The organism is Staphylococcus saccharolyticus (genome assembly GCF_900458815.1).
Lineage (GTDB): Bacteria > Bacillota > Bacilli > Staphylococcales > Staphylococcaceae > Staphylococcus > Staphylococcus saccharolyticus.
Map to the genome: position 1 here is coordinate 2,285,251 of NZ_UHDZ01000001.1, position 25,531 is coordinate 2,310,781.

Annotated in this window: 31 protein-coding genes, 4 pseudogenes and 1 other annotated feature; of the genes and pseudogenes, 9 read left to right on the forward strand and 26 right to left on the reverse strand. The window is 32.0% G+C overall.

Annotated elements, in window-relative coordinates:
- Window positions 1-12: 12 nt before the first annotated feature.
- The 18 genes from DYE57_RS11220 to DYE57_RS11300 all read right to left on the reverse strand — a co-directional run bounded on the left by DYE57_RS11220 (window position 13) and on the right by DYE57_RS11300 (window position 9,475).
- Entirely contained in the window at window positions 13-630 is a 618-nt protein-coding gene (locus DYE57_RS11220) for a CadD family cadmium resistance transporter (protein WP_002447710.1), read from the reverse strand.
- Window positions 631-770: 140 nt separating this feature from the next.
- Window positions 771-959 (reverse strand): hypothetical protein, encoded by a 189-nt coding sequence (locus DYE57_RS11225; protein WP_115314050.1) that lies wholly within the window; start codon window positions 957-959, stop codon window positions 771-773.
- 132 nt (window positions 960-1,091) lie between these two features.
- Complete coding sequence (locus tag DYE57_RS11230) at window positions 1,092-1,664, reverse strand: terminase small subunit (RefSeq protein ID WP_115314051.1); 573 nt, start codon at window positions 1,662-1,664, stop codon at window positions 1,092-1,094.
- 41 nt (window positions 1,665-1,705) lie between these two features.
- On the reverse strand, window positions 1,706-1,921 hold the full coding sequence (locus tag DYE57_RS11235; protein ID WP_002473135.1) for a hypothetical protein: 216 nt from the start codon (window positions 1,919-1,921) through the stop codon (window positions 1,706-1,708).
- The gene (locus DYE57_RS11240; protein ID WP_002473138.1) at window positions 1,921-2,508 is read right to left on the reverse strand and encodes a hypothetical protein; all 588 of its coding nucleotides are present in this window, start codon (window positions 2,506-2,508) and stop codon (window positions 1,921-1,923) included. The genes DYE57_RS11235 and DYE57_RS11240 overlap by 1 nt, the downstream gene beginning before the upstream one ends.
- 78 nt (window positions 2,509-2,586) lie before the next feature.
- On the reverse strand, window positions 2,587-2,919 hold the full coding sequence (locus DYE57_RS11245) for a hypothetical protein (RefSeq protein WP_002502287.1): 333 nt from the start codon (window positions 2,917-2,919) through the stop codon (window positions 2,587-2,589).
- Window positions 2,920-3,287: 368 nt separating this feature from the next.
- Window positions 3,288-3,872, reverse strand: a complete 585-nt coding sequence (locus DYE57_RS11250) for a hypothetical protein (protein ID WP_115314052.1) — start codon at window positions 3,870-3,872, stop codon at window positions 3,288-3,290.
- Window positions 3,869-4,513: a pathogenicity island protein gene (locus tag DYE57_RS11255; RefSeq protein WP_115314053.1), complete on the reverse strand. Its 645-nt coding sequence runs from the start codon at window positions 4,511-4,513 to the stop codon at window positions 3,869-3,871. The genes DYE57_RS11250 and DYE57_RS11255 overlap by 4 nt, the downstream gene beginning before the upstream one ends.
- 1 nt (window position 4,514) lies before the next feature.
- Window positions 4,515-4,796: a hypothetical protein gene (locus DYE57_RS11260; RefSeq protein ID WP_002502284.1), complete on the reverse strand. Its 282-nt coding sequence runs from the start codon at window positions 4,794-4,796 to the stop codon at window positions 4,515-4,517.
- A 1-nt stretch (window position 4,797) separates the two neighbouring features.
- Window positions 4,798-5,160 carry a pathogenicity island protein gene (locus tag DYE57_RS11265; RefSeq protein WP_075778672.1) on the reverse strand — a complete coding sequence of 121 codons (363 nt, stop codon included), beginning with the start codon at window positions 5,158-5,160 and terminating at the stop codon, window positions 4,798-4,800.
- A 293-nt stretch (window positions 5,161-5,453) separates the two neighbouring features.
- A complete protein-coding gene (locus DYE57_RS11270; RefSeq protein ID WP_115314054.1) occupies window positions 5,454-6,920 on the reverse strand; it encodes a virulence-associated E family protein in 1,467 nt (488 codons plus the stop codon).
- A 12-nt stretch (window positions 6,921-6,932) separates the two neighbouring features.
- On the reverse strand, window positions 6,933-7,805 hold the full coding sequence (locus DYE57_RS11275) for a primase alpha helix C-terminal domain-containing protein (protein ID WP_002468648.1): 873 nt from the start codon (window positions 7,803-7,805) through the stop codon (window positions 6,933-6,935).
- A gap of 93 nt (window positions 7,806-7,898) precedes the next feature.
- Window positions 7,899-8,240, reverse strand: coding sequence for a diphosphomevalonate/mevalonate 3,5-bisphosphate decarboxylase family protein (locus tag DYE57_RS11280; RefSeq protein WP_002468657.1), 342 nt, complete (start codon window positions 8,238-8,240; stop codon window positions 7,899-7,901).
- Between the two features lie 3 nt (window positions 8,241-8,243).
- Entirely contained in the window at window positions 8,244-8,600 is a 357-nt protein-coding gene (locus DYE57_RS11285) for a hypothetical protein (RefSeq protein ID WP_002468640.1), read from the reverse strand.
- A 1-nt stretch (window position 8,601) separates the two neighbouring features.
- Entirely contained in the window at window positions 8,602-8,814 is a 213-nt protein-coding gene (tscA, locus tag DYE57_RS11290; protein ID WP_115314055.1) for a type II toxin-antitoxin system antitoxin TscA, read from the reverse strand.
- Between the two features lie 4 nt (window positions 8,815-8,818).
- A complete protein-coding gene (locus tag DYE57_RS11910) occupies window positions 8,819-8,974 on the reverse strand; it encodes a hypothetical protein (protein WP_165417851.1) in 156 nt (51 codons plus the stop codon).
- Between the two features lie 15 nt (window positions 8,975-8,989).
- On the reverse strand, window positions 8,990-9,262 hold the full coding sequence (locus DYE57_RS11295; protein WP_115314056.1) for a helix-turn-helix domain-containing protein: 273 nt from the start codon (window positions 9,260-9,262) through the stop codon (window positions 8,990-8,992).
- A complete protein-coding gene (locus DYE57_RS11300) occupies window positions 9,263-9,475 on the reverse strand; it encodes a helix-turn-helix domain-containing protein (protein WP_115314057.1) in 213 nt (70 codons plus the stop codon). It lies immediately after the preceding gene.
- 143 nt (window positions 9,476-9,618) lie between these two features.
- Between DYE57_RS11300 and DYE57_RS11305 the strand changes: the two genes are divergently transcribed.
- Genes DYE57_RS11305 through DYE57_RS11315 form a run of 3 tightly spaced genes read left to right on the forward strand, consistent with a single transcriptional unit; the run spans window position 9,619 to window position 11,822 of the window.
- Window positions 9,619-10,314, forward strand: a complete 696-nt coding sequence (locus tag DYE57_RS11305) for a helix-turn-helix domain-containing protein (protein ID WP_115314058.1) — start codon at window positions 9,619-9,621, stop codon at window positions 10,312-10,314.
- A gap of 30 nt (window positions 10,315-10,344) precedes the next feature.
- On the forward strand, window positions 10,345-10,578 hold the full coding sequence (locus DYE57_RS11310) for a hypothetical protein (RefSeq protein ID WP_002468636.1): 234 nt from the start codon (window positions 10,345-10,347) through the stop codon (window positions 10,576-10,578).
- 23 nt (window positions 10,579-10,601) lie between these two features.
- The gene (locus DYE57_RS11315; protein ID WP_115314059.1) at window positions 10,602-11,822 is read left to right on the forward strand and encodes a tyrosine-type recombinase/integrase; all 1,221 of its coding nucleotides are present in this window, start codon (window positions 10,602-10,604) and stop codon (window positions 11,820-11,822) included.
- A gap of 145 nt (window positions 11,823-11,967) precedes the next feature.
- Here DYE57_RS11315 and rpsR read toward each other — a convergent pair whose 3' ends face one another.
- The 3 genes from rpsR to rpsF are packed head-to-tail and all read right to left on the reverse strand — an operon-like array spanning window position 11,968 to window position 13,084.
- A complete protein-coding gene (gene rpsR / locus DYE57_RS11320) occupies window positions 11,968-12,210 on the reverse strand; it encodes a 30S ribosomal protein S18 (protein WP_001831354.1) in 243 nt (80 codons plus the stop codon).
- Window positions 12,211-12,256: 46 nt separating this feature from the next.
- Complete coding sequence (gene ssb, locus DYE57_RS11325; RefSeq protein ID WP_115314060.1) at window positions 12,257-12,766, reverse strand: single-stranded DNA-binding protein; 510 nt, start codon at window positions 12,764-12,766, stop codon at window positions 12,257-12,259.
- A 21-nt stretch (window positions 12,767-12,787) separates the two neighbouring features.
- The gene (rpsF, locus tag DYE57_RS11330; protein ID WP_115314061.1) at window positions 12,788-13,084 is read right to left on the reverse strand and encodes a 30S ribosomal protein S6; all 297 of its coding nucleotides are present in this window, start codon (window positions 13,082-13,084) and stop codon (window positions 12,788-12,790) included.
- 408 nt (window positions 13,085-13,492) lie between these two features.
- On the opposite strand from rpsF, the gene DYE57_RS11335 reads away from it, so the two are divergent.
- Together DYE57_RS11335 and DYE57_RS11340 are read left to right on the forward strand one after the other, a co-directional pair.
- Window positions 13,493-14,308, forward strand: coding sequence for a GH25 family lysozyme (locus DYE57_RS11335; protein WP_115314062.1), 816 nt, complete (start codon window positions 13,493-13,495; stop codon window positions 14,306-14,308).
- A 72-nt stretch (window positions 14,309-14,380) separates the two neighbouring features.
- Window positions 14,381-14,572, forward strand: coding sequence for a hypothetical protein (locus tag DYE57_RS11340; protein WP_115314063.1), 192 nt, complete (start codon window positions 14,381-14,383; stop codon window positions 14,570-14,572).
- A gap of 645 nt (window positions 14,573-15,217) precedes the next feature.
- Here DYE57_RS11340 and ychF read toward each other — a convergent pair.
- The 4 genes from ychF to DYE57_RS11360 form a co-directional block, all read right to left on the reverse strand.
- Window positions 15,218-16,315, reverse strand: coding sequence for a redox-regulated ATPase YchF (gene ychF / locus DYE57_RS11345; RefSeq protein WP_115314064.1), 1,098 nt, complete (start codon window positions 16,313-16,315; stop codon window positions 15,218-15,220).
- Between the two features lie 11 nt (window positions 16,316-16,326).
- Entirely contained in the window at window positions 16,327-16,530 is a 204-nt protein-coding gene (locus DYE57_RS11350) for a DUF951 domain-containing protein (RefSeq protein WP_115314065.1), read from the reverse strand.
- A 27-nt stretch (window positions 16,531-16,557) separates the two neighbouring features.
- Window positions 16,558-17,433, reverse strand: a complete 876-nt coding sequence (locus DYE57_RS11355) for a mechanosensitive ion channel family protein (RefSeq protein ID WP_115314066.1) — start codon at window positions 17,431-17,433, stop codon at window positions 16,558-16,560.
- Window positions 17,434-17,590: 157 nt separating this feature from the next.
- Window positions 17,591-18,430 carry a ParB/RepB/Spo0J family partition protein gene (locus tag DYE57_RS11360; protein WP_115314067.1) on the reverse strand — a complete coding sequence of 280 codons (840 nt, stop codon included), beginning with the start codon at window positions 18,428-18,430 and terminating at the stop codon, window positions 17,591-17,593.
- 275 nt (window positions 18,431-18,705) lie between these two features.
- Window positions 18,706-19,091, forward strand: a binding site (T-box leader).
- Window positions 19,092-19,153: 62 nt separating this feature from the next.
- On the opposite strand from DYE57_RS11360, the pseudogene DYE57_RS11370 reads away from it, so the two are divergent.
- From DYE57_RS11370 to DYE57_RS11385, 4 pseudogenes are all read left to right on the forward strand, one after another.
- Window positions 19,154-20,258, forward strand: a pseudogene (locus tag DYE57_RS11370) (PLP-dependent transferase).
- Window positions 20,255-21,430 (forward strand): annotated as a pseudogene (metC, locus tag DYE57_RS11375) (cystathionine beta-lyase MetC). Before DYE57_RS11370 ends, metC begins: the two co-directional pseudogenes overlap by 4 nt.
- A pseudogene (locus DYE57_RS11380) lies at window positions 21,384-23,099 on the forward strand (bifunctional homocysteine S-methyltransferase/methylenetetrahydrofolate reductase); the annotation flags it as partial. The pseudogenes metC and DYE57_RS11380, both read left to right, overlap by 47 nt.
- Window positions 23,079-23,538: pseudogene (locus DYE57_RS11385) on the forward strand (cyclase family protein); the annotation flags it as partial. The pseudogenes DYE57_RS11380 and DYE57_RS11385, both read left to right, overlap by 21 nt.
- Window positions 23,539-23,773: 235 nt before the next feature.
- Here the strand turns inward: DYE57_RS11385 and DYE57_RS11390 are convergent.
- The gene (locus DYE57_RS11390) at window positions 23,774-24,955 is read right to left on the reverse strand and encodes an acetyl-CoA C-acetyltransferase (protein ID WP_115314069.1); all 1,182 of its coding nucleotides are present in this window, start codon (window positions 24,953-24,955) and stop codon (window positions 23,774-23,776) included.
- Between the last annotated feature and the right edge of the window lie 576 nt (window positions 24,956-25,531).

The following is a 25,531-nucleotide window of genomic DNA, read 5'->3' on the forward strand; positions in this document are numbered from 1 at the left end:
TCACACCCTAAATTAAAATATAAATCCTAAAATTGTTTGAATAGTGTCATTTTCTATAATAATAAATAAACCTAAAGCTATATAAATAACAGCCATAATCCAACGGCTAAATTTCTCAACAATTTCTCCAACTCCTGGAATATTAGCTAATTTTTGTGCAGTAAATACCAAGAAGAAAATTAAAATTAAAAAGACAAACAAAGTAATGAATAAATTAGTAACACTTAATGTCACAAAATACGGAACAAATAAACCAATATTATCAGCACCACAACTTGCTATCGTAACAATTGCAACCGTACCAACTAATTTAGACAATCCTTTTTCATTCAATTCTTTTTTAGCTCTCTTTTCTCCTTCACAATCATCATAAATAGCCACTTTAATTCCTAAATAAATCGGTATTAACCCTAATAATCCTAATATCCATTTTTCAGGAACATAATTTAAGACAAAGGCAAAGAATAAACTTACGACAATCAATGTCACAGATCCTACATATTGACCAATATAAATATCTCGATATTCCTTTTTAGTCTTTGCTTTAGCAAAAAATATTAACAAAATCACTAATAAATCTACTGCTGTCGCAATATAAAGAATAGCAGCAGTTACAATAGTCTGAATCATAATTACACCTCATTCAAAAATATTTTTGAATATATTATAACTTATGTTTTCAAATAATCATAGATGCTTTATTCCAATTGCTTTATTGATATCGATACTTAGAATTTTTAACAATTTCAAAATCAACATAAATGAGCAATTTATTTTTGTGAATACTTCTTAAAAATTCCAATAATCCAATTAATTAAAAATACAGTTAAAACACCAAAAGCAAGCCCATCTAAAATTTTAAAAGTTATTGTATCAGATGACGGAAGTAAATAATTCATGGTACAACGAAGCATAATTACCAATACTAAAGCTTTTAAAAAGTAATTAACTTTGTCCAATTACCATTCTCCTATTATTTTTTAATCTTACCCCTTTTAGATTATCATTTATTAATCAATTAAAATACTAATAAAATAATATCTCAATTAAAATCAAAAATGCCCATCTGAATATTTTCAGATAGGCTCTATTTAATCCTCTAACGGTACATTATTAACAATCATTTTTCTATTAGGATAGTTTTCTTTTATTTTATCTAGCTCTCTCTGTTGATCTTCTTCATCGCCCTCATTCCATTCACCAATATTAACAATTACTGGAGTATCACCAGTGAACTCTTTTTTCTCGGTAAATAGTTTATGATACTTGCCAAGCATATCTCTAGCACGTAAACGGTCACTCGGCTTAATAGGTACTTCTACCATTTCTACATGCTCATTATAAACTAGGTTCATTCTGTCAGTATCGGGATTGCGTTGAAATTCACCACGTTTAACGACAACCTCTCTCACTTCACTCTCATCACCTACTGCTGCATTACTTAAGATATGAAGTAATTCGTTAGCAGATAGCACGCCTTCGTCAATGATTCTCTTACGTTGCTCGTCAATATACTTAGCTACTTTCTTATTCTTTAGCAGCCTACTTCCCTGTTCACTTGCAGTATGAGGACTATAACCAGCTTTAATAGCACTTTGTGTAATGTTCAGTGTCTTTAGGTACTCTGACACAAATTTTTCTTGTCTAGGATTTAATTTACTCATTTTTTACCTCCTTTCCAATAATTATTAAGAGAAAAGGTAATTTACTTATCTTTGATAATTCGATTTGCTTTAGCTAACTCTGAAAATCTTTTGCTATTTTTCGATTGTTGGGTTAGCTCATCTTTACGTAGGTCTCTAAGATTTTGTGAAAACTGTTCTTCTACAACATCCAATAAATCACTGCATTCTTCTCCAGAAAGTGTTGTTTCAGTCAAAATGTAATTCTTAACTTTATCTAAATTGTATTTTCTAGCCATTATTTAGCACCTCTATTTTTCAATTTATTTCTTGTATCAACGAATGGTAATTCATCTGCCCCAATATAGTTACTGTATTGATTCGGATTAAAATGATTTCTTATTTCATTTCTTACGACTTCATCTTCTTCAAAGTTTTCTAGGTCATAAAGTCTTACATATCTATAAAACTCAGCTCCATATTTATCATTTAACATTTCGATTTCATCTATTACTTTATTATATTCATCTATGATTGGTTTAAATTTCGACAGTATGCGTTCTTTATCATTCTGATATAAATTGGGAAGCTCTCCCTGATGTTTGATAATATCTACAGCTTTTTTACGTCTGGCTTCATCAAAGACCTCTTTTTTAGTTGCTAAACGTTTTTCTAATGCTTTTAATTTTTTCTCGTTACTATCAAATGTAGAATAAAGTTTATCAGCTTCATCATCTTTTGAGTTTGCAATTAGTTCTTTATATTTAACTTTATCTTCTTTAATTCGTTGCGTGAGTTCTTGACGTTCTTTTTCAAGTTTATTGATATTCTCTCTTTGACCTGTCACATATTCATTGTATTCATCAAAGTATTTAGCTGTTTTCAATGATATACCTCGTTTCAGTTATATTTTTTAAAATTATTACTCTTGTGCAATCTCAGCAGCACCACGTACTAGATAACCTTAAATATCCATTTTCTTTAATGCCTCATATCGCTTCATACTACCCTCAATATGACGCTTGATACTTCTTAAAGCTAATTCTTTTTGTTCATCAGATTTAACCATAAAATAGCCTTTTGAGTCCTTTTTATAGCTATATCCTATAGCATAACCATAATCAACAACTAGGCTATGGATTGTGTTTCTTAACCATCTATCGTTGTTTTTATTAAATTCTATGTTTAGTTGGTTAAAAATACTTTGTTTCGTAATAATCTCTTGCTTAGTATTGCGTAACACATTTAATACCTTAATGTGATCGCTCGTTAATTCTTTTTCAATTGTAATTGTCATAAATTATTCCTCTTTTCATCTTTAATGAGGAGGCACTATATAGACAATAACTAAAACCACAAATATTCAATCCTTATTTTTGTCCGATATATAGAAGTCATTTACTTCCTAACACTATTATACTAAATTTACACCTAAATAACAAACGTATGTTCCGATATTTATAGAATTTAAATAACTCCTTAACAATCTATAAAGTGTTGTTATATACGTATTTCCATAGATTTTCACACTGTTCCACAGACATTCATCAATGGAACAAATGTTCGTTTTATGCCTGGATTATTTCTTGAATAACTAACAAATCTTAACAATTACGATTTACATATAAAAAAGCCATGCACCTACTAAGTGCATGACCTATAAATTTATACATATTCTTTTAGATTTTTAATTTGTTTAATATTCATTTTATAAATTGGTTTAGATTTACCATTTACATTATAAGTACGTTCAATCAGATTTTTAGGTAATTGAGCAATTTCATATGCTCGACTTATCGGCATATCTGCATTAGGCATATCATCTGGCGTTCTCTTAATTCTTTCTAACACCCACTTATACTTATCATAGTTTTTTAAGTTGATACCATTCAACACACAATATAATTTCCATGCTGCAAACTCAAAATATTTTTCTACCTGTTCTAATTCTAAGCAAATATTAATATATTTAGCTTTTCTGTTATCCCATTTGTAAGGAATAGTTGGAATAATATTTTTATCATAGTAAGTAATAGTAGCAACTTCTACACGCTCACATGTTACATATGATTTATTTAAATCTAATGCGACGACCAATGGCAATATGTTACCTACTACATTATCATGATGATCTATCAATACATATTCATTACTATTTAGCGTATAATCTTCTTCATTTAGTTTTAAAAATTCTATCAACACATCATCAGTTAGATTTAAGTTTTTAATATCCTTACCAACTATTGTCATTGTTTCACACCCTTATAATAAGAGTGTTTCAACTCATTTAATCGTTCAATTAATACTTTACTATCATCTTCATTCGCCTTCTCATTCTGAATAAACTCAGTAATGATTTTCAAGCCCTCTACTAATTCTGGTGCTGGTTCATTAATTCCAGTAGCTAACTGATACAATGCCTCCATATTACCTATAACATCAGCATTACTAGATTGAACGCCTTCAAGTTCGTCTATATTGAAATCTCTACTCATGTAGTCGAACATGTAACTATTATTACTTTCTGCGAACGTCTCAAGTCCATACATGAAATACTCATTATCAAACATGAAACTAGCCATCATATCGCTTATAGTGTCATGTGTACCATCATGTAAATCATATCCAGTATAATGCCCCTCAATGCTCTCAATGAGTTTCTCAGTATGCTTTTCTGACGCAATCTCAAAAGTTTTTCTCACTTCACAATCTTTTATTAATACATGAGCATACATTTTACCTTTACTTACTAGATACACAATATTAAACGGATCGTTATATATCTTAAATGCAAAAGGTAATTTATAACTACTTTCACATAAGCCCGTAAAATATCTTAATAATGTTGCTGCTCTAGTTTCAAATTCATTTGCGATAATCTCTACATTCATTTTATTCATCTCCTTCATTTTTTGTTTTACTGAATTGTTCAAATTTACCTGTCTTGGGATTAAATTTTTTAATATAACGAGCAGGAGCCTTATCAATACATCCCATATCATCACTGTCATAGAAATTAATATGGTGTGCTTTTGTTAAAGCCATACATACGATTGGCGAATACCATATTTCTTCATCATCTATATATTCAACAAATAAATTCTCTGGTGCTGGTATAAGTTGAATCGGAGCATCATAGTCCAGTCGGCTATATATTTCATCTTTTTTATTCACTTTAAACGCACTCCATTTCTTTCTTACAAATATTAAATGCAACGGGCAACCAATGATCTGTTTTAATATATTTAGACTTCACTATCGGTAAGTCCAACCCTTTACCATCAACTAGATAAATAATTGGTGGACAAATATCCATCTCAATTAATCCATCTCGTTTAAGTTCGGCAATTATATTAAACGCTTCTTGGTTCCATCCAATCCAAAACACTATATTTGGATGTTGGCCACTTGTATATGCTCCATCACCTTTATAATTAAAGTTATTTTCTTCAAATACATTTTCTATTTCTACAAAAGTAGTTCCATCGTGTGATTCTATATATTCTAAAATTTCTGATTTTAATTGATTTTTATTCATTTTTTCCTCCTAAAATTGTATAGGTGTCTCACTGTCTTATTTGCATTGTTTTTTTAGGACACACAAAGACACCCTTCAATTCTTACTCCCTCAAGAGTTTCGATTAATCTGTCTTACTGTCTCCCTACTTACTACCTATATATATCTATATTTCGTACTTTGTGTATATATATTCTGTAAAACTTTTAACTAAAAACTATCAAGACACCAAGACACTTATAGCATGGCATTACTGCCACAAGGGATTAAAGGTGTCTTAAACCTGTCTTATAAGTGTCTTACTGTCCTAAAATTTATGACGATTCGACTTTAAGTTCCTTATAGTAAGAAGATAAATCTATGCTAAAACCATACTGCTTGCCTATGCCTTCACCATATCGCGTTTGCTTTTTCACTGTGCTACAATATCGTGTATTTCTTAACGCTTTATCAATCTTTCTTAAATGATGTTGTTGTGGTTGGTCATCTCGTTTCATCATCACTTTCCAAATTTCCATACTACATACTTTGTCACGCCATACATAAGCACCTGGTTTTGTATTTGGTAATTCAATTAATTTACCGTCACCATATAATTTAATATAATCTTGGTCTATAACATCGTGAGCAGATATTCTTTTTTCTTCTAATGTTCTATACCAATAGTCAGATGGAATAGGACGCTCAAGAAATTCTTCAATTTCACCGACTAAAGCATCTTTTTCAGAATGTTCTTCTTGGACTTTCAATGCTGTTTCACTAGCTTCTTTATCTAACAACAATGCTTTATCCGTTGGATCATCATCAAAATAAACTTTAGCTTCAGCAAACATTTGTTGAACAATGTCTTGTGTTAAATCGTCAAACGGACTTTTAGTTGCTTTATTTTTATCTGTCGTAATAGGAAAGAAACGACGGTTACCTGTTTGGTCTTTTAGAAATTCATAATTATTTGTCGTACCTATAAACACACATTGGCGTGGATGTCGCTCAATACGTTTACCGTATGAAGCTCTATATATATCTACAATCGCACTAATGAAACTTTTAATATCTTCAATAGTAGACTTTTGAAATGCTGCGAGCTCTTCTATCTCACACAACCAGGAACCTTGTATTTTTTTATAGGACTCATCCCCTTTAAACGTTTTTAAACTTTGGTTATACCAATGACCACCTAATTTACTTACTGTCGTAGACTTTCCATCACCTTGCCCGCCATATAAAATAATCATGGAATCGTATTTGATACCAGGATGATAAATTCTAGCAACCGCACCCATCATCCATTTTTTAGTCACTTCACGATTGTAGTGATTATCTTCGGCACCTAAATAATCAATAAATAGTGTTTCAATTCGCTTATTGCCATCCCATGTTTTAGATTCAATCATGGACTTAATAGGATGAAATTTATTATGATAAGCTTCTTTTTCAATGACACTATCCATAATGTCACGACTAAATTGCACATTATAATATCTATCTATATGAGAAATGACATGAGTTGTATCAATATCAGCCCAATAATAATTATTATCATCGTTGGTACGCCAATATGGTAGACGTTTTAGTTTAGTAATTTTTTCAAAGGAATCGTATTGTACTAACCCTTTTAAGCTTTCATCATTTTCCATTATTAATTCTGCGTTTGCAGTGGTCTTTTTAAGGGCTTGTGTTGTGGCTGATCGTCTTAATTTACTACGCCAATCATCACTATTGGCCAAATAATTATTTTCATCAATCAACTCAAATACTTCTTCTTTGGTTACATCTTCCAAATAAAAACCTCCTCACTTATTCTTGTTATCTTTCTTCAAAATGCTTTTGAATGTACGATTAACTTCCTTTTGTTCAATAGGTGGTCTGCAGGTCATCGCCCATGCGCTTACCAATCCGTAAACAAGGTTAGCGTCCACATAACGACGCAATAGGTATCCTGTTAAAGAAGCTAATGTTTGGTTGCGTTCACCTTCACCTACACCAAATGCAATTTCGCGCCAATATGAACTATCGCGTTTATGAAAATGATTTGAATAATCGACAGTTATTGGCTCATTTTTAACAACCATCTTGTTTAACTCTTCTTTTTTTATTACTGGTGCGTCATTATATTTAAAAATGTAAATTGATTCCTTTGATTTTTTTACTGGTAAGGCCATAGCTTGTGATGGTACAAAACTAGCTTCATCTACTGGGTAACCAATATAACGTGCTAATCCATTTGAATACTTCCGATAGTCTGATGCACTCACTGGCTCATTTAAAGGTACTATAAGACGAATACGAGGCTTTTCAACAGTATATGAATACGTTGTGTGAAATACCCAAGATACATGTTCCAATTTAGTTTTCAGCACTTCATAAAGGCCTCTAAAATCTTTGATTTCGTCATAGTCCAATGTAATAGCAGTTCGATTGATTAAAGTTTGATCACTACGATATTTACTAATAGTTTGATTATCTTTTTCAACATCTTCAAAATCACCATATACACATAAACCACGTATATATTTATCTGAGTTGATTCTTGGTGTTTGTAGTTTATCTAACCACTTAGACCATTCACATAAGCCAGAACCATTACATGAATTTGAATACAAATTTTTATATTGAACAATTTGAATTTTAAAATCGTTATTTAATTTCACTTTTTGAAAATCCAATTTTATACCTCCATGTATTAAAACAAGAGCAAAGATGTTATAATACAAATGGAGTATTTTCTTATTGCTCTTGTGTTTTATAAATTTTGTAAATTACGCGTTATCTGATTTAGTCGCCAAACTATTCACATCAGATGACGCTCTTTTTAATTCTTCCATTGCATTGTTGTAATGATGTTCCACTTGTTCAATCATTGAACTCACATCAGTAAAGATTGAATTGATAACTGCAAGACAAACAAAATGATTTTGAATGCTTTCATTTGCAGTATATGTTGCTACTTGATCGTTAGACGCAACTAGCATTTTCTTATATTTCTCAGCACGTTCCATTTCATCTGCTACTAAGTTTCTGAGTGCGCTGAGTTTAGAAGTTAAATCTGCACTTACTACTTCATCTTTGATTTCGTGAATTTGATATTTTAATTTTTTCATTTACTACTCCTCCAATCTTTCAACAAAAACTAGCATTTCTTCAACAGCTAATTTTAATTCTTCAATATCGTCTTTAGTTAAGAACTTACTAATATTAGAATCTTCGTAAATGATAGGGAAATCTGTAAAAGTTTCAGTAGCTTGAACAAGATTTTTGTATTCTTGATAATCATTAGTGATTTCTAAAATCTCATTATTATTTAAATAAGGGTACATTTTTTTAATAATTGAAATATCTTTGTTACGACGTTTTTGTAATAGTTTCGTCATTTTTTTAATATGCTTTTTGTCTTTAAAAATTAAATCGCCACTTACTTTACTTTCAATATTTTTGTAATCATTTTTAGTTAAATTTTTCATCTTATTCATTCTCCTCATTGATATTAAAATTTTTCTCTAACTCTTGGACTGCCCATTTCATTATTATTTCAAGATGTTTTTCTCGATTAATTTGTGAAACTACTTCTTGACCGTCTTTAAACTCGGTGTGCTCATAACTTTCAAAGTGATTATAAATACTTGTTTTAAGTTGATATTTCACGTGTTCTAATACATCAATTTGTTCTTGATTCATTTTATTAATCACCCTTTTTGTATTCGTACTTATCAACAATTGGTAATGTTAAAGTTTGTATTAGTGCAGTTATTGCAATCCCATGAATAAAATCAATAGAATATGCATATAAACAACCAATTGTTATAGCTAGTACAGAAATCAAAATATATAATCTCATTTGTTTCACTCCTTTTTACATCCAATCTTTATGACGTTTTTTCATGTACTCTTCAAAACGTGGAATACTGATAACTGTCATCGTTGATGATAGAGAGTAATATAAATCATCAATACCTTTATGATCTTTTTCCCACTCTATTAGTATTCGTCTAGTTGATGAATAGCTAATACCAAATATTTCGCTTAATGCCGACGGTTTAGCAAATAACGGATTGACTACAACTTGCTTTGGTTCTGTAATTACATTTTCTTCACTAGGTATATCTTGCAATTTTGTTCTTGGCACTTATTTAACCCCCTCTTTTTCATTGATTCCAAAAAATTCGTTCAAAGTTACATCAAGGGCTTTACACAATTTTGAAACAGTACTAAAACTTGGATTAATTTGTTTTTCGTGATACAACTCGTGAATTGTCGTTCTAGAAACACCGGTATCTTCACTTAATTTTGTAGCTGTAATCCTCTTTCGCCCCATAATCATACTTAAATTATTTTTCATATTATCACCTCTATTTGTAGGCTTTCATATTTTTGGGAATTGCCTACAAAAAGAATGTACCACAAAACATATTTTACAGTCAACACTTTTATTCTTTGGAATCAATCCCTATAATTGTTGTATAATGACCTAGAGGTGATTTTATGAAATTTGGAGATATATTAAAGGAATATAGAAAACAATTAAAGTTATCTGTAAATCAACTTTCTAAACTATCAAACGTATCAGTAGGCTATATTAGTAAACTTGAAAATAATAAAAGGAAATTCCCGACTACTAGAACATTGTTTTTATTATTACTAGGATTTAAAAACTCAAAAATAAATGATCAATCTAAATCAACACAAGATGTAGACAATGAAATCAAAGATATTTTAAATGAGTTTATAAAAGCTGAAGATAGCGACATAGATAGTGAAGAACTGGAAAATTTATACAAAGATTTCAATACTTTCTATGAGGGTTTACACAAAAAAGTTGGAAATAAAGATGAAAGAAATAAAAATATGAATATATTCGTATATGAGGATGACGAAAAAGAGAAACACTCTGTTAATTTAGAAAAACCTATAAACGATATAGCATTTCATCTTAAAGATAATGAAAATCAAAAATTTTATAACGGTGTAATGTTAAATGAATATGATAAAAACATGATAAATGAAATCATTAATTCATTTTTAGTTACTAAATTATCGCAAGAACAGGTCGATTTAAGTGAAGATATAGAACAACTTCAAAAAGATTTTAATGATTTCAAAAAAGAATCTATGTTAAATAAAAAGCAATTAAAAATGTTTGCTATTCACAACAATATTCAATCACTTAAAGATAAATAATAAAATAATATAACAAAGGGGAAATGTAGAATGTACTTCAATGATTGGAAAGTTACTATTAACGGAAAAGGATCACATGATGTTGTGACAAATGAAGATACTTTGTTAATTTTGCAAGATTATCAACATGTTGAAATAGCATTAAAATTAGTAAACGATACTATTCAAGTAAAATCATTAGGCTATGGAGAGGATGTAAGCATTAACCCTACTACAAAAGAAATAACGGTTAATGTAACAAATTTATTAGAAGATGATGAGTAATTAAACAAAGGAGACTTTTACACATGTGGCATGAGAAATTTACTAATAAACATGGTGATACTAAATATCGCTATTATGAGAAGTATAAAGATCCACTCACAAACAAATGGCGACGTGTTAGCGTGGTACTTAATAAGAATGGTAAACAGTCACAAAAGGAGGCTCAGAAACTCTTAAATAAGCGTATAGAGGCGAAGTTGAACGATAAGACACCTACTACACTTAAGTCACTAACTTTCCATGCTGCATGTGATGAGTGGTTAGAGTATTATAAAAATCATTCTGGTTCAAAGGCTACAACAATCAAAGAAAAGATTAGCAATACAAACACAGTTAAAAATGCTATTGATAAAGAAGTGCTGATAAACAACATCACGCATACATACCTACAAGATATTATTAACGAGTGGGCTAAATTACACAGTAAAGGTCATGTTCAATCACTAGTTATCATTATTCGTTCTGTGTTCAAATATGCGTTTAAATACTATGATCTACAAGATATAAGTGTACTAGATAAAATTGATATCCCTAAAAAAGCTAAAACTAGAGATGAACTACAAGCTAAACGAAACAATTATTTAGAAGATAGTGAAGTTAAAGAGTTATTGGATTGTTTCGACTATCTAATAAAGCATAAAAACCATTCATCTCGTAAACGTAACTACAATATGGTTAAAGCTATAGTACAGTTTCAAATTGCCAATGGCATGCGTATCGGCGAGCTACTAGCTATTAAATCAGACAATATAAACTATGCAGATAAAACTCTAGATATCGACGGTACAATTAATTGGGTAACTGATAAAGAAACGGGAGCATTTGGAGTAAAAGAAACTACTAAAACAAGTAAAAGTTATAGAACAATAGGACTAACTACTCAAAGTATCAACTTACTTAAAACACTTATTTTGGATAATAAGAAAGAAAACCAGTGGAATGAAGATTTTATTGATAGAGGGTACATATTTACAAATACAGCTGGTAGTCCTATCGACTTGAATAAAATAAACAACATTATCAAAGAGGCTACTGATATTAGTTCAATAAAGAAACGTGTTACAACGCACACATTACGTCACACGCATATATCCACACTTGCGCAAATAGGCATTAACCTAAAAGCTATACAAGACCGTGTAGGCCACTCAGACTATAAAACCACCCTAGAGATATACACACATGTTACTGATCAGATGGCTAAAGATATGATGAATAAATTAGAAACTATCAATATTGTTTGAAATACGTCTATATCAAAGGCGTATTTTTTAGGTTTATAAAGCAAAACTTTCATATAATGCCCTTTTTCTGCCCTTTTTAAATATTCCAAAACACAAAAACAACCCCGTAAGCCTATACTTACGGGGTTTTACAATAATCGATATATTATTGTTCTTCTTTAACATATGGTAATAAAGCCATATGACGAGCACGTTTTATAGCTGTAGTCAACATACGTTGATATTTAGCTGAAGTGCCTGTTACACGACGTGGTAAAATTTTACCGCGCTCTGAAATAAATCGTTTCAATAATTCAGTGTCTTTATAGTCGATGTGTGTAATACCATTTGCTGTGAAATAGCATACTTTTTTACGACGACGTCCGCCTCTTCTTGGTCCACCTGCCATGGTTAACTGCCTCCTTTAACTCAATTTTATTTTTACTCGTTCATTATTAGAATGGTAAATCATCGTCACTAATATCAATCGGGCCATTAGCGTTAGCAAATGGATTATCTAATTGATTAGAGTTTGATGAGTTATTGTTATTATAAGACGTATTTTGTCCTGATTGTTGGCCACCAAATCCTTGACCATAGTCTTGGAAATTATTGTTCTGCGAACGTTGGCCGCCTTGTTGTGCATTTTTAGGTTCAAGGAATTGAACACTATCACATACGACTTCAGTAACAAAGATACGACGACCTTCTTGATTTTCATAACTACGTGATTGTATGCGACCATCAACACCAGCTAAACTACCTTTAGATAAGTAGTTATTAACATTTTCTGCTTGTCTACGGAAGACAACACAGTTAATAAAATCAGCTTCGCGTTCCCCTTGAGCATTCGTGAAAGTACGATTAACTGCTAGAGTAAATGTCGCTACACTTACGCCTGAGGGAGTGGTTCTGTATTCTGGATCTTTCGTTAAACGACCTACTAATACAACTCTATTTAGCATTAAAACGCCCCTATCTAATTATTACTTATCTTGGTCTTCGCGGATAACGATGTAACGAATGATATCATCGTTGATTTTAGCTAAACGTTGGAATTCATCAGTTGATTTACTGTTATCAGTTTTAATACGTACGATGTTATAAAAACCTTCTTTGAAATCATTGATTTCATAAGCTAGACGACGTTTACCCCAGTCTTTTTCTTCTAAAACTTCTGATCCTTCTGAAGATAAGATACCGTTAAAACGTTCTACTAAGGCTTTTTTAGCATCTTCTTCAATACTAGGACGTACGATGTACATAATTTCATATGTTCTCATAGTTTATTTGCACCTCCTTATGGTCTATACGGCTTATCAGCTTATAGTATGATAAGCAAGGAATAATTTTCATTACTCACAGACAAAAATTATAGCATAGAGTATTACTTTTTACAATAAAATTCTTGTTAATCTTAATTTTAAATCGCATTTTAATTATTAACATTGCACAACACAGTTACTCATTTAAATAACTTAAGACTACCATCAGACTTACCAAGCTAATAATAAGCTAACTTCATTTTATTTTCCTACAAAATATATCCTGTATTACTTTATGTTCTAATTATATTAATCATATAAAATACACAGTTGCTAATCCGTTTTAATTGTAATAACATCAAAATTATATTTTACATATAATTGCACTTAATATTAAATCAAATGATAAAGGAGCACATTTATTTTATGTTAAAGAAAATCTCTTACTTGATGATTTCATTTTCAATATTAGCAACAAGTTTTGGAACGATAAATGCTCATGCTCAAGAATCTTCACATAATCAATCAAATAGAGAAAAAGGAACTATGGGTTATGGTTACCAAAAATATATAGAGAAACATCCTCATCAACAGAATAACGAGACACAAAATCGTTCTACATTCTCAACAAAATCAAGATCTATGAAGACAGATACTGGTAAGAGAGTGTTAGATATTTCTGAATGGCAAGATAATTTAACAAATGCTCAAGTAAAAAAATTAAAACAAAATTATGATTTTATTATTATTCGTGCTCAATATGGATCAGAATATGTAGACAAATCGTTAGAGCATAACGCTGCGTTATTAGATCAAAATCATATAAAATTCGGTGTTTATTCGTATAGTATGTATGAAAATGCGCAAGATGCACGATATGAAGCAAAAACTTTATATAATCGTGCGCCTAAAGCTGAATTCTATGTAAATGATTATGAACAACAAACAGTTACATCTGGAGATGCTGAAATTGCTACTAAAGCTTGGGCTAATCAAATGAGACAACTCGCTGGTAATAAGAAAGTTCTATTTTACTCATACGAGAATTTTATGTTAAATAATGTTCCTAATGCTTTAGGATCATATGACGGTTATTGGCTAGCTGCTTATCAAGCAGAAGAACCAAACAGAGAAAAAGTATTATGGCAATACACAAATAGCTATTATTCTCCTGAGTTACAGCAAAATGTTGACGCTAATTATATAGATAACAATATAAAATCATCTTGGTTCACCTCATAAGACGAACAAAATAGAACAATAGCACTTCACATTCGCGAACATCCGTTCTAAAATAATACTGAGGTGTTTAGCATGAACTTAAATTTAGATTGGAATAAGGATTTCCAAGAATTTCAAGATATCTTAAATTGTGGTATTCACCCTGAGTGGCTATATTGTGCTAAAGCTAATTTGGTATTGGAACCTGCTTACACTGGCGAAGGCAAACAATTTTTTAGCACACAAGACATAATTGAAGCAAGCAAAATCATTCCATTTTTTTAAGAACTTGGAAATGGAATTTATACAATTTTCCTCTAATAATAGATTCATTTAGGCATAAAGAATGCCGCGATCTTACTAAAAAAGGGTTATGACATTTTTTGGTCTTAATTGCAAGCTTTTTAGGGATAAAATTTTCAATAATGACCTTATGTTAAGTCCAATAATAAATATATTAACATTATCTTTATTTATAATATGTTACATATATAGATGAAGGAGGAATTTAAACATGTTAATAACTATTATAAGTTGGATAATTACATTTTTAGTTCTTGTTGCAATAGGTTCCTTGGCAAGTAAGTTGTTAAATAAAAAATGATCACATTAAACGTGTTAAATAATTTTTTCTATTCCTTCTTAGTTAATATTTCAAAATGCATCGGTTCTTTTTATTCAGTTATTATGTTATCTGTTTTTATCAAGTTAATCTTATATCAAAACCAAATCGATAATCTAAATAATATGATTAAAAGAGAACTTGTTCATACTGATTTAGACATTCTCTTAATTAAATATAGATATGTGAATAGCTAATATAAAAAAACTATTCCCAAATACTTCCCCCAAATTTAAAAGCACCCTAAAAGTTAGACTAGCATCTAACTTTTAGGGTGCACATTCATAAAAATAAATCTCACGTACTAATTAAACATTAAAACGGAAATGTACGATGTCTCCATCTTGCATAATGTAATCTTTACCTTCTAAACGTTGTCTACCTGCTTCTTTAGCTCCATTCTCACCGCCATGTTCAACATAGTCGTCATAACTTGTTACTTCAGCACGTATAAATCCACGTTCAAAGTCAGTATGAATAATACCCGCACATTGTGGCGCCGTCATACCTTGTCTAAATGTCCAAGCACGTACCTCTTGAACACCAGCAGTAAAATAAGTTGATAAGCCTAATAAATCATAAGTGGTACGAATCAATCTATCTAGACCAGGTTCTTCAATGCCTAAATCTTTTAAGAACATTTCTTTATCTTCATCGTCTAATGTCGCGATTTCTTCTTCAATTTTGGCACTTATGACAATAACTTCTGAATCTTCATTTTCAGCATATTCACGAATAGTTTTTACCTTTTCATTATCTTCATCACCAATCTCATCTTCTCCCACATTGGCAATGTATAACATTTTTTTAGAAGTTAATAATTGCGCTTGATTGACCCATTTTTGATCATCTTCATTAAAATCGATACTACGTACAGGTTTACCATCTTCTAAAGCTTCTTTTATTGTAGTTAAGATGCGCAATTCCATTTCAGCTGTTTTATCTTTTTGACGTGCCATTTTTTCTATCTTAGGTAAGCGTTTGTCTACAGATTCTAAATCTGCTAAGACTAATTCCATATTGATAACTTCTATATCATCTAATGGATTTACTCGACCAGAGACATGTGTCACGTTTTCATCATCAAATGCTCTAACGACTTGACAAATCGCATCCACTTCACGAATATGAGATAAGAATTTATTACCTAAACCCTCACCTTTAGAAGCTCCTTTAACAATACCTGCAATATCAGTAAACTCGAAAGTTGTAGGGATTGTTTTTTTAGGTTGCACCATTTCTTCTAGTTTAAGTAAACGTGAATCTGGCACTTCAACGATTCCAACATTGGGATCGATTGTAGCGAATGGATAATTCGCTGCTAATGCACCAGCTTTAGTAATTGCATTAAATAGGGTAGACTTACCTACATTTGGTAAACCTACGATACCTGCTGTTAAAGCCATTAATCATTCTCCTAACTTTCTTTATCTTGATGAGATTCAAGAACTTTTTTCAATTTCTTATTAAACGTTTGACGCGGAATCATAATATTACGCTGACAATGTTCACATTTAATTCTAATATCAGCGCCCATTCTAATGATTTTAAAGCGATTAGTTCCACATGCATGTTGCTTTTTCATTTCTACTATATCATTTATTCCATAATTTGACGTCATAAAATGGCCTCCAATGATAATTAGCTATTACTTTTGTTTCTCATTATATTGAGAAAATACAGGTTGTGGCATACGTATGCCTTCTTGTACAAACATTCTTTGAGCTTCTTTTCTAATAATACGCGCTCCTGAAGCTCCCTCACCTGGAATCGTTTCAGCAGAAACACGAATTGTCGCTTTGTTATTTTCAATAGCATCGATACCATCAACGACAGGATCGTTTACAAATAAATAATATTTACCGCGTAGAGTGGCAAATAATTTATTTAATTTTTTCTCAACTTGATCTAAATTCTCCTCAACAGAAACAGGCAGCTCGACAATTGATGTTCCGTTTGTAATTGAATAGTTTGTAATTTCACCCATACTTCCATTTGGTAAAATTGTTAACTCACCCGAAATGGTGTTAATGCGCGTAGATCTTAAACCAATTGATTTAACAGTACCTTCAGCAACAGTTGTTCCTGAACTATTGATTTTAACATAATCACCAACGTCAAATTGATTTTCAAAAATAATAAAGAACCCAGTAATAATATCTTTCACAATTGTCTGAGCACCGAAACCAACTGCGATACCAACAACTCCTGCACTTGCAATAATGCCTTCGACACTAATACCAAACTTACTTAAAATAGTTGTAACTACAATAAACCATACAATATATTTTACTACGTTTTGCACAAGCGAAACGAGTGTTTTTGAACGTTTCTTGTTTCCTTTTTTACTTTTATTTTGAATTTTAAATGCTTGCTCTATGATTTTATTTAAAATAGCTATAACTAGGATAGCCACAAGAATATAAATTAAAATCATAATAATCTTTGTAATTAAATTTTCATAGGTTTCAACCTTTGTTAAAGGTTCAAACAACGAAGATAAAATATGCTTCACTTGATTCATTATCTCATAACCTCCCCTTTTCTTTAGATTTATAATTCATACATTATAACGTAATTTAGTGTTTATATTAATCGGTCTTCGGTTTTATAATACCGACATTTCACACCCACAGTTTATCAAATGATAAATTGAACTCTATCTTGCTCAAATTTTAGTTCTAATCATTATGATTTTTATTCAGTTGTTGAATCAAACGCTTAAATTCTGCTTCTGATTTAAATTCAAAAGTAATTTTACCAATATTTTTAGCAGTTGAAATTTCAACCTTTGAACCATATCGTTCTTTCAATCGTCTTTCCTGTTGATGAATAAATTTAGGTTTATGGCTTTGTTTAGTCTGTTTATTACCCTTAATTGCATCTTGACTTGTTAGTTGATTGACCACTTGCTCTAAATATCTAACACTCCAAGACTCCCGGGAGGATTGTTTTGCTATTTTTTTCATTGTAGTTTCATCTTTTAGAGCTAATAGTGTACGTCCATGTGCTCCTGAAAGTTCACCTTGTTGTACCATTTGTGAGATGTTTTTAGGTAAGTGTAACAATCTCAACATATTAGCAATGTATGGTCGTGATTTACCCAATCGTTTCGCAACTTCCTGCTGAGTAATATTTAAGTCAGTCATCAGCTTCTTATAACTATCAGCCTCTTCAATAACGTTCAAATCTTCTCGTTGCAAATTCTCAATGATGGCGAGTTCCATCATATCTTCATCAGACAGTTTCTTAACTATTGCTGGCAATTCATTTAAACCTATAATTTGAGAAGCTCTGAAACGACGTTCACCAACTACGATATAATATCCTTGTATCGTTCGACGTAACACAATAGGTTGTAATATACCATGTTGTTTAATCGATTGAGCTAAATCATTTAATCGTTCTTCATCAAACGTTTTACGAGGTTGATATGGATTAGGTTTAATTAATTCAATGGATATTTTTTGCACACTTTCATCATTATTTAATTGCAATCTTTGATCATCCGCATGAGTCATCTCTCTTTCACATCTTTCTATTGTGATTTAACGATATTTTTCAATATATATATTTGCTTTTTACTCTATATTTATTTTAAAAACTTCATTCGTATTGTACAAGCTTTTCAAATTTATAAATTCATTTATTTTAAAAAAATTTTCAACTTAAATTATTCAAGTCGAACTGTCATACCTTTTAAAATTGATTGTTAAATCAAAATTTTCAGAAAAATTATTGACAAATCTTTTTAAACTATGTAACCTATGTATTAACAATTACAAAACAAGACATTTTACACACCGTAAAAAGGAAAGTAGAACTTACACTGCTAATACAGAGAGTCTTCACTAGCTGAGAGAAGGCATTGAAAGAAAGTTTGAAAATGGCCTTGGAGTGTTGATGCCAATATGAGGTATCAACGGGTTCGCCCGTTATAGCGATACAGTATTAACATTGATGTTAAATGGCGTACTGGGAAATGGTACAAGCCACATTTTATCGTTAATACTCATTTATTCACTACAGATTAAATGAGTTTTTTAGTTACTCAATACTAATAACGATAGAGTTTTAAAATTTTCAGTTCACATTAACATTGTGGCGTACTGATAGAGGTTACTTTAGCAATAAAGTGACAAACAAAGGTGGTACCGCGAAGTTGAAGCTTTCATCCTTTAAACCCGAGTGAATCGAATGTAAAGGACGAAAGCTTTTTTATTTTTAATTAGGAGGGTCTAGAAATGAAGGATACAGATTTAGCTCAAATTGCTTTAACTCAAGATCACACTGGTGCTATCGCCAATCCCATTTATTTATCTACTGCATGCCAACATCCTCATCTAGGTCAGTCAACAGGATATGATTATACAAGAACAAAGAATCCTACACGTTCAACATTTGAAGAGGCCTTTGCAAAACTTGAAAAAGGTGTTGCATCTTTTGCTACATCTAGCGGAATGGCTGCCATACAACTGATTTGCAATTTATTCAAACCAGGTGATGAAATTCTTGTTGCATTTGATTTATACGGTGGGACTTTTAGATTATTCGATTTTTATGAACAACAATATGGCGTGAAATTTATATATGTAGACTTTTTAGATTACGAAGAAGTAGAAAAGACTATCACACCACAAACAAAGGCATTATTTATAGAACCCATTTCAAATGCGCAAATGATTGAAATTGATATAGAACCTTATTACGTACTAAGTAAGAAACATCATTTACTAACAATTATAGATAACACTTTCCTAACACCTTATCTTTCAACACCACTTGAAGAAGGTGCAGATATTGTTCTTCATTCCAGCGACAAAGTATATAGGCGGCCATAATGATGTGTTAGCAGATGTAGTAACGGTCAAAGATGAAAGATTAGCTGAACAACTATTACAATTTCATAACATGATTGGCGCTACCCTATCACCATTGGATAGTTACCTCTTACAGAGAGGTCTAAAAACGTTGCATTTACGCATAGAACGCTCTCAAGACAATGCTCAAAAGCTTGCACAGCGATGTCGTCAATCAGAATCCATTGATGAAGTTTTATACACCGGTCGTACTGGAATGCTAAGTTTAAGATTAAATAAGACTTTTAGCGTTGCTAAATTTTTAGAAAATTTAGATATTTGTATATTTGCAGAGAGCTTAGGTGAAACGGAAACATTCATCACATTTCCATATACACAAACTCATGTTGATATGCCAGATGCAGAAAAAGACAAACGTGGCATCGATGAATATCTCATCAGATTATCTGTTGGAATTGAAGATTATAGAGATATCGAAACAGACATTATTCAAACATTAGAGAATTCTAAAGTAGGAGTGATTTCATGAGTTTAACTAAAAACACAGAAGTTATATTTGATTCACGTAGAGGCATTGACTACAACTCAGCCAATCCACCACTTTATGATTCATCCACATTTCATCAAAACGTGCTTGGTGGCGAAACAGAATATGATTACGCAAGAAGTGGAAATCCAAATCGCACATTGCTAGAAGAAAAACTTGCACGTTTAGAAGGAGGCACATACGCATTTGCTTATGCCTCTGGTATCGCAGCAATCTCAGCTGTGTTATTTACTTTGAAATCAGATGACCATGTCATTTTACCTGATGATGTGTATGGAGGGACTTTTCGATTAACTGAACAAATACTGAATCGATTTAATATTCAGTTTACTACAGTCGATGCTACACAAATCAAAGAAATTGAAAATGCTATACAGCATAATACTAAGCTTATCTATATATAGACGCCTTCAAATCCACTTTTTAAAATTACTGATATTCGTGCGGTAGCTAGAGTTGCAAAGCAAAATCATTTACTCTTAGCCGTCGATAACACATTCATGACACCTCTTGGTCAATCACCATTAGCATTAGGTGCTGATATTGTCGTTCGCAGTGCTATTAAGTTTTTAGGTGGTCATAGTGATGTGATTGCAGGGGTAGCCATTACCAATGATAAAAAAATAGCCGATACATTATACTTACTACAAAACGGTACAGGTACAGCTCTCTCAGCACATGATAGCTGGGCACTAGCAAAGCATCTTAAGACATTACCTGCACGCTTTAAACAATCTATCAGTAATGCTGAACGTTTAGTAGAATTCTTAAATCAGCGTGAAGAAATCTCTGAAGTATATTATCCAGGAAATAACTCAACGCATATAAGACAAGCTTCTACAGGAGGCTTTGTCATAGGTTTCAGATTAAAATATGAATCCAAAGCTCAAGCTTTCGTTGACTTCCTAACTTTGCCTCTCGTATCAGTAAGTCTTGGCGGTGTAGAAACTATTCTCTCACATCCTGCCACAATGTCTCACGCAGCTGTCCCAGAAAATGTGAGAGATGCACGTGGTATAACTTTCGGATTATTCCGTTTAAGTGTAGGTCTTGAGGATCTAGAAGAACTCATCGCAGATTTTAACTATGCTTTAAAGGAGGCTTTCAATGAGTCAATTTCTAAACCAATTACAGAACAACATTTTGGTAGCTGACGGCGCTATCGGAACTATATTTTATTCTGAAGGACTTGATACATGTCCTGAAGCTTACAATCTCACTCATCCAGATAAAGTTGAACGCATTCACCGCTCTTATATAGATGCTGGCACTGATGTTATTCAAACCAATACGTATAGAGCTAATTTTGAAAAGTTAAAAGCTTTTGGACTTGAACACAAGGTAAAAGAAATTCACAAAGCTGCAGTGAAAATTGCCAAACGTGCTGCACATAAAGATACCTTTATCTTAGGTACTGTAGGTGGTTTCAGGGGTGTAAAGCAAGAAGATATTACGTTTTCTACGATTCAATATCATACTGAACTTCAAATCGACACACTCATCGATGAAGGTGTAAATGCCCTTCTATTTGAAACATATTATGACTTAGACGAATTACTTAGTTGATGGTACTGAAATAAATGAAGCATTACAGCTTCTTGTTGAATGTGGCGCTAATATAGTTGGACTCAACTGTCACCATGGTCCACATCATATGCAACGTTCATTTTCACATATAGAACTTCCTAAACAAGCATATTTGTCCTGTTATCCAAATGCGAGTCTTTTAGACATTGAAAATAGTGAATTAAAATATAGTGACAATGCGCAATATTTCGGAGATATCGCTCAAGAATTAATCAATGAAGGCGTGAGACTGATTAGCGGATGTTGCGGTACAACGCCTGAACATATTCTCTACATTAAATCTGCTGTACAGGATGTGAAACCTGTTAAAGATAAAAAAGTTATTCCCATTACTAAAACTGCTACACATAAGCAAACTCGTATACTTAAACAAAATCTCACAACCAAAGTAAAGAACGGTCCAACAGTCATAGTCGAACTTGATACACCCAAGCACTTAGATACTGATACAATTTTCGATAATGTTGGCAAATTAGATGAATCAGGTATCGATGCCGTAACACTAGCAGATAATTCATTAGCTACTGTAAGAGTAAGTAATATCGCCGCTACAAGTTTAATTAAACAACGGTATGACATCGAGCCACTTGTACATGTCACTTGTCGAGATCGTAATTTAGTCGGTTTACAGTCTCATCTTTTAGGATTATCACTCATAGGAGTCAATGAAATATTAGCCATCACAGGTGATCCTTCAAAGGTTGGGCATTTGCCTGGAGCAACCAACGTTTATGATGTGAACTCAAAAGGTCTCACAGAACTTGCCTTACGATTTAATCAAGGTATTAACACAGATGGTGATGCGCTGAAGAAACACACAAACTTCAACATCGCTGGTGCGTTTGATCCTAATGTACGTAAACTTGACGGAGCCGTTAAACGACTAGAGAAAAAGGTCGCTAGTGGCATGAGCTATTTCATTACACAGCCCGTATACAGTAAAGAAAAAATTATACAAGTTTATGAAGAAACAAAACATTTAAACACACCTTTCTTCATTGGTATTATGCCTATTGCAAGTTATAACAATGCACTTTTTTACATAATGAAGTGCCAGGCATCAAAATGTCAGAAGATGTATTAAATCAATTCAAAGCTGTTAAAGATGATAAAGAAAAAACAAAAGAACTTAGTTTAAGACTTTCTAAAGAATTAATTGACACAGTGCATGAATACTTTAATGGTCTGTACATTATCACACCTTTTCAAAAGGTAGATTATTCTAAAGAAGTAGCTGAAAATCCTGACTTCATCTACACGTCAGCATTTAGAAGATAGGGAACAACAACACGGTCACATCGAAGCAGGTACTTTTGTCGTATTACGTACTGATTGGTCAAAACGTTGGCCAGATATAGAAAAATTTAAAAATAAGGACGCCGAAGGCAATCAGCATTTACCTGGGTGGGGTCTAGATGCATTGAAATTTCTTATCGAAGAACGTGGTGTAAAATCTATCGGCCATGAAACCTTTGATACTGATGCTTCTATTGATACTGCTAAAAATGGTGATATTGTAGGAGAAAGGTATGTATTGGGGCAAGATACATTTCAAGTTGAATTACTCATAAACTTAGACCAATTGCCTACAAGAGGTGCAATTATCTATGCTATCAGTCCTAAACCTAAAGATGCGCCAGGATTTCCAGTACGTGCATTTGCCATGAAACCTTAATCAATTGTAACCAATTATCTAAGTAATCACTCGCCTGTGATTTAAACTATAATTGTAGTAATGGATAGAGCCATTTAGCTACATTTCAATTCAATAATTATTAAACTTTCCTATTTATGTAAAAAGCTATAAGTGACGTCTCAAAAGTTAGACATCATTTATAGCTTTTTTAATATCATTAATGCTCAAAATATGAATATTAGACAGACAGCAGCCTAACCTATTTATACATTAACTATTTGTATTGAGATACAACAGTAGCAATGCCTTGGCCACCACCAATACACAATGAAGCAACACCCGTTTGCTTAGTTTCACTTAATTGATGTATTAAAGTTACAAGAATACGCGCACCAGATGCTCCAATTGGATGACCTAGTGCAATCGCTCCACCTTTAACATTAACCTTATCTTGAGGCAATTGTAGTTCACGATTTACAGCCAATGATTGTGCTGCAAAAGCCTCATTCAATTCGAAAATATCAATATCATTTAAAGAGTTGTGTATACGATGCAAGGCCTGACGAATTGCTTCCACTGGTCCAATGCCCATAATAGAAGGGTCTACACCACTCGTACCAAAGCCGTCTAAAGTCGCAATAGGTTTAATCCCAAGCGCTTTCGCTTTCTCTTCTGTCATCACTAACATTGCAGCAGCACCATCATTAATACCTGATGCGTTACCTGCTGTTACTGATCCATCTTTTTTAAATGCTGGACGTAAATGACTTAACTTTTCAGCAGTCGTTCCCGGACGAATTCCTTCATCACGCGATACGATTAAAGGATCTCCTTTTCTTTGTGGTACTTCAACAGGTACTATTTCTGCATCAAACGCACCAGCAAGTTGTGCTTGTTCTGCTTTATATTGAGAATGTGCTGCAAATTGATCTTGTTCTTCACGGCTTATATCATATTTTTCCGCTAAATTTTCGGCAGTGATACCCATGTGATAATCATTAAATTGATCAGTAAGTCCATCTGCTACCATGCTATCTTCTAATGTCTGATTTCCCATTTTAAAACCGAAACGACTATTTTTAAGTAACATCGGCGACTGAGACATACTCTCCATGCCCCCAGCAATCACTATATCATTATCACCTGCTTTAATTGATTGGTAAGCAAGTTGAATTGCTTTTAATCCGGATCCACATACTTTATTGACAGTAAATGAAGGCGTAGTTTCAGATAATCCACCTTTAATAGAAGCGATTCGAGCAGGATTTTGTCCTTGTCCTGCTTGTAAAACATTACCTAAAATAACTTCATTGACTTCATTAGAATCAATTTGACTATTTTTTAAAATTTGGCGAATTACAGTCGATCCTAATTCATATGCAGGTATATCTTTAAAGACACCGCCAAAATCGCCAATAGGTGTGCGATATGCTTCAGCTAATACTACTCGTGACATGCCTTTTCATCTCCTTATTTTGAAATTTTTTGAAAATGAGGGTAGAACCAAATTATCTTAATCTATAAAATTATCTAAAACAGTATTTATTCAATATCTAAGAATCTCTCTCTAACCTTCATTATTAATATATGAGTATTAAGTTCTGCTACATTATCTTACTCATTACAAACTATAGTACAAAATCCTCTAAAATTTTTCCATTCTCATCATACGTATATTTTTCTAAAGAGAAACTTAAGAATATTGGCTTACATCATCTTCATTATAATAATCTGACAAATATACTTATCACACATTTAAATTGTAAAATAAGAAATAGGAAACTATAAAAGAAAGCCATAAGTATAAATAATCAAGCATTAGGTTTGACTGCCCGATAGACTTATTACTTAATTTCTTAATATAATTTCCTCATATACTTTACTTTTACATCTACGAAGATAACCTTTTTAAATGATTTATGTGAATCTTGCGATGAATACTTACTTTCCTTTTTATTTGTTGACATTGCTTATTTTAATCTTGGACAATTGTACCAAATTATAAATTCTGCTTTTCTCAAATAATGTATAA

Bases quoted from the DNA above. Each gene is read 5' to 3' on its own strand.
- DYE57_RS11285 (WP_002468640.1), bottom strand. From the start codon at position 8,600: ATGAAAAATTTAACTAAAAATGATTACAAAAATATTGAAAGTAAAGTA.
- DYE57_RS11245 (WP_002502287.1), bottom strand. From the start codon at position 2,919: ATGACAATTACAATTGAAAAAGAATTAACGAGCGATCACATTAAGGTA.
- DYE57_RS11250 (WP_115314052.1), bottom strand. From the start codon at position 3,872: ATGACAATAGTTGGTAAGGATATTAAAAACTTAAATCTAACTGATGAT.
- DYE57_RS11310 (WP_002468636.1), top strand. From the start codon at position 10,345: ATGTACTTCAATGATTGGAAAGTTACTATTAACGGAAAAGGATCACAT.
- ssb (WP_115314060.1), bottom strand. From the start codon at position 12,766: ATGCTAAATAGAGTTGTATTAGTAGGTCGTTTAACGAAAGATCCAGAA.
- DYE57_RS11220 (WP_002447710.1), bottom strand. From the start codon at position 630: ATGATTCAGACTATTGTAACTGCTGCTATTCTTTATATTGCGACAGCA.
- DYE57_RS11300 (WP_115314057.1), bottom strand. From the start codon at position 9,475: ATGAAAAATAATTTAAGTATGATTATGGGGCGAAAGAGGATTACAGCT.
- DYE57_RS11910 (WP_165417851.1), bottom strand. From the start codon at position 8,974: ATGAGATTATATATTTTGATTTCTGTACTAGCTATAACAATTGGTTGT.
- ychF (WP_115314064.1), bottom strand. From the start codon at position 16,315: ATGGCTTTAACAGCAGGTATCGTAGGTTTACCAAATGTAGGTAAGTCT.
- rpsF (WP_115314061.1), bottom strand. From the start codon at position 13,084: ATGAGAACATATGAAATTATGTACATCGTACGTCCTAGTATTGAAGAA.
- DYE57_RS11305 (WP_115314058.1), top strand. From the start codon at position 9,619: ATGAAATTTGGAGATATATTAAAGGAATATAGAAAACAATTAAAGTTA.
- DYE57_RS11390 (WP_115314069.1), bottom strand. From the start codon at position 24,955: ATGTCACGAGTAGTATTAGCTGAAGCATATCGCACACCTATTGGCGAT.
- DYE57_RS11355 (WP_115314066.1), bottom strand. From the start codon at position 17,433: ATGAATCAAGTGAAGCATATTTTATCTTCGTTGTTTGAACCTTTAACA.
- DYE57_RS11280 (WP_002468657.1), bottom strand. From the start codon at position 8,240: ATGAAAAAATTAAAATATCAAATTCACGAAATCAAAGATGAAGTAGTA.
- DYE57_RS11335 (WP_115314062.1), top strand. From the start codon at position 13,493: ATGTTAAAGAAAATCTCTTACTTGATGATTTCATTTTCAATATTAGCA.
- DYE57_RS11255 (WP_115314053.1), bottom strand. From the start codon at position 4,513: ATGAATGTAGAGATTATCGCAAATGAATTTGAAACTAGAGCAGCAACA.
- DYE57_RS11350 (WP_115314065.1), bottom strand. From the start codon at position 16,530: ATGACGTCAAATTATGGAATAAATGATATAGTAGAAATGAAAAAGCAA.
- DYE57_RS11235 (WP_002473135.1), bottom strand. From the start codon at position 1,921: ATGGCTAGAAAATACAATTTAGATAAAGTTAAGAATTACATTTTGACT.
- DYE57_RS11315 (WP_115314059.1), top strand. From the start codon at position 10,602: ATGTGGCATGAGAAATTTACTAATAAACATGGTGATACTAAATATCGC.
- rpsR (WP_001831354.1), bottom strand. From the start codon at position 12,210: ATGGCAGGTGGACCAAGAAGAGGCGGACGTCGTCGTAAAAAAGTATGC.
- DYE57_RS11265 (WP_075778672.1), bottom strand. From the start codon at position 5,160: ATGAATAAAAATCAATTAAAATCAGAAATTTTAGAATATATAGAATCA.
- DYE57_RS11230 (WP_115314051.1), bottom strand. From the start codon at position 1,664: ATGAGTAAATTAAATCCTAGACAAGAAAAATTTGTGTCAGAGTACCTA.
- tscA (WP_115314055.1), bottom strand. From the start codon at position 8,814: ATGAATCAAGAACAAATTGATGTATTAGAACACGTGAAATATCAACTT.
- DYE57_RS11340 (WP_115314063.1), top strand. From the start codon at position 14,381: ATGAACTTAAATTTAGATTGGAATAAGGATTTCCAAGAATTTCAAGAT.
- DYE57_RS11360 (WP_115314067.1), bottom strand. From the start codon at position 18,430: ATGACTCATGCGGATGATCAAAGATTGCAATTAAATAATGATGAAAGT.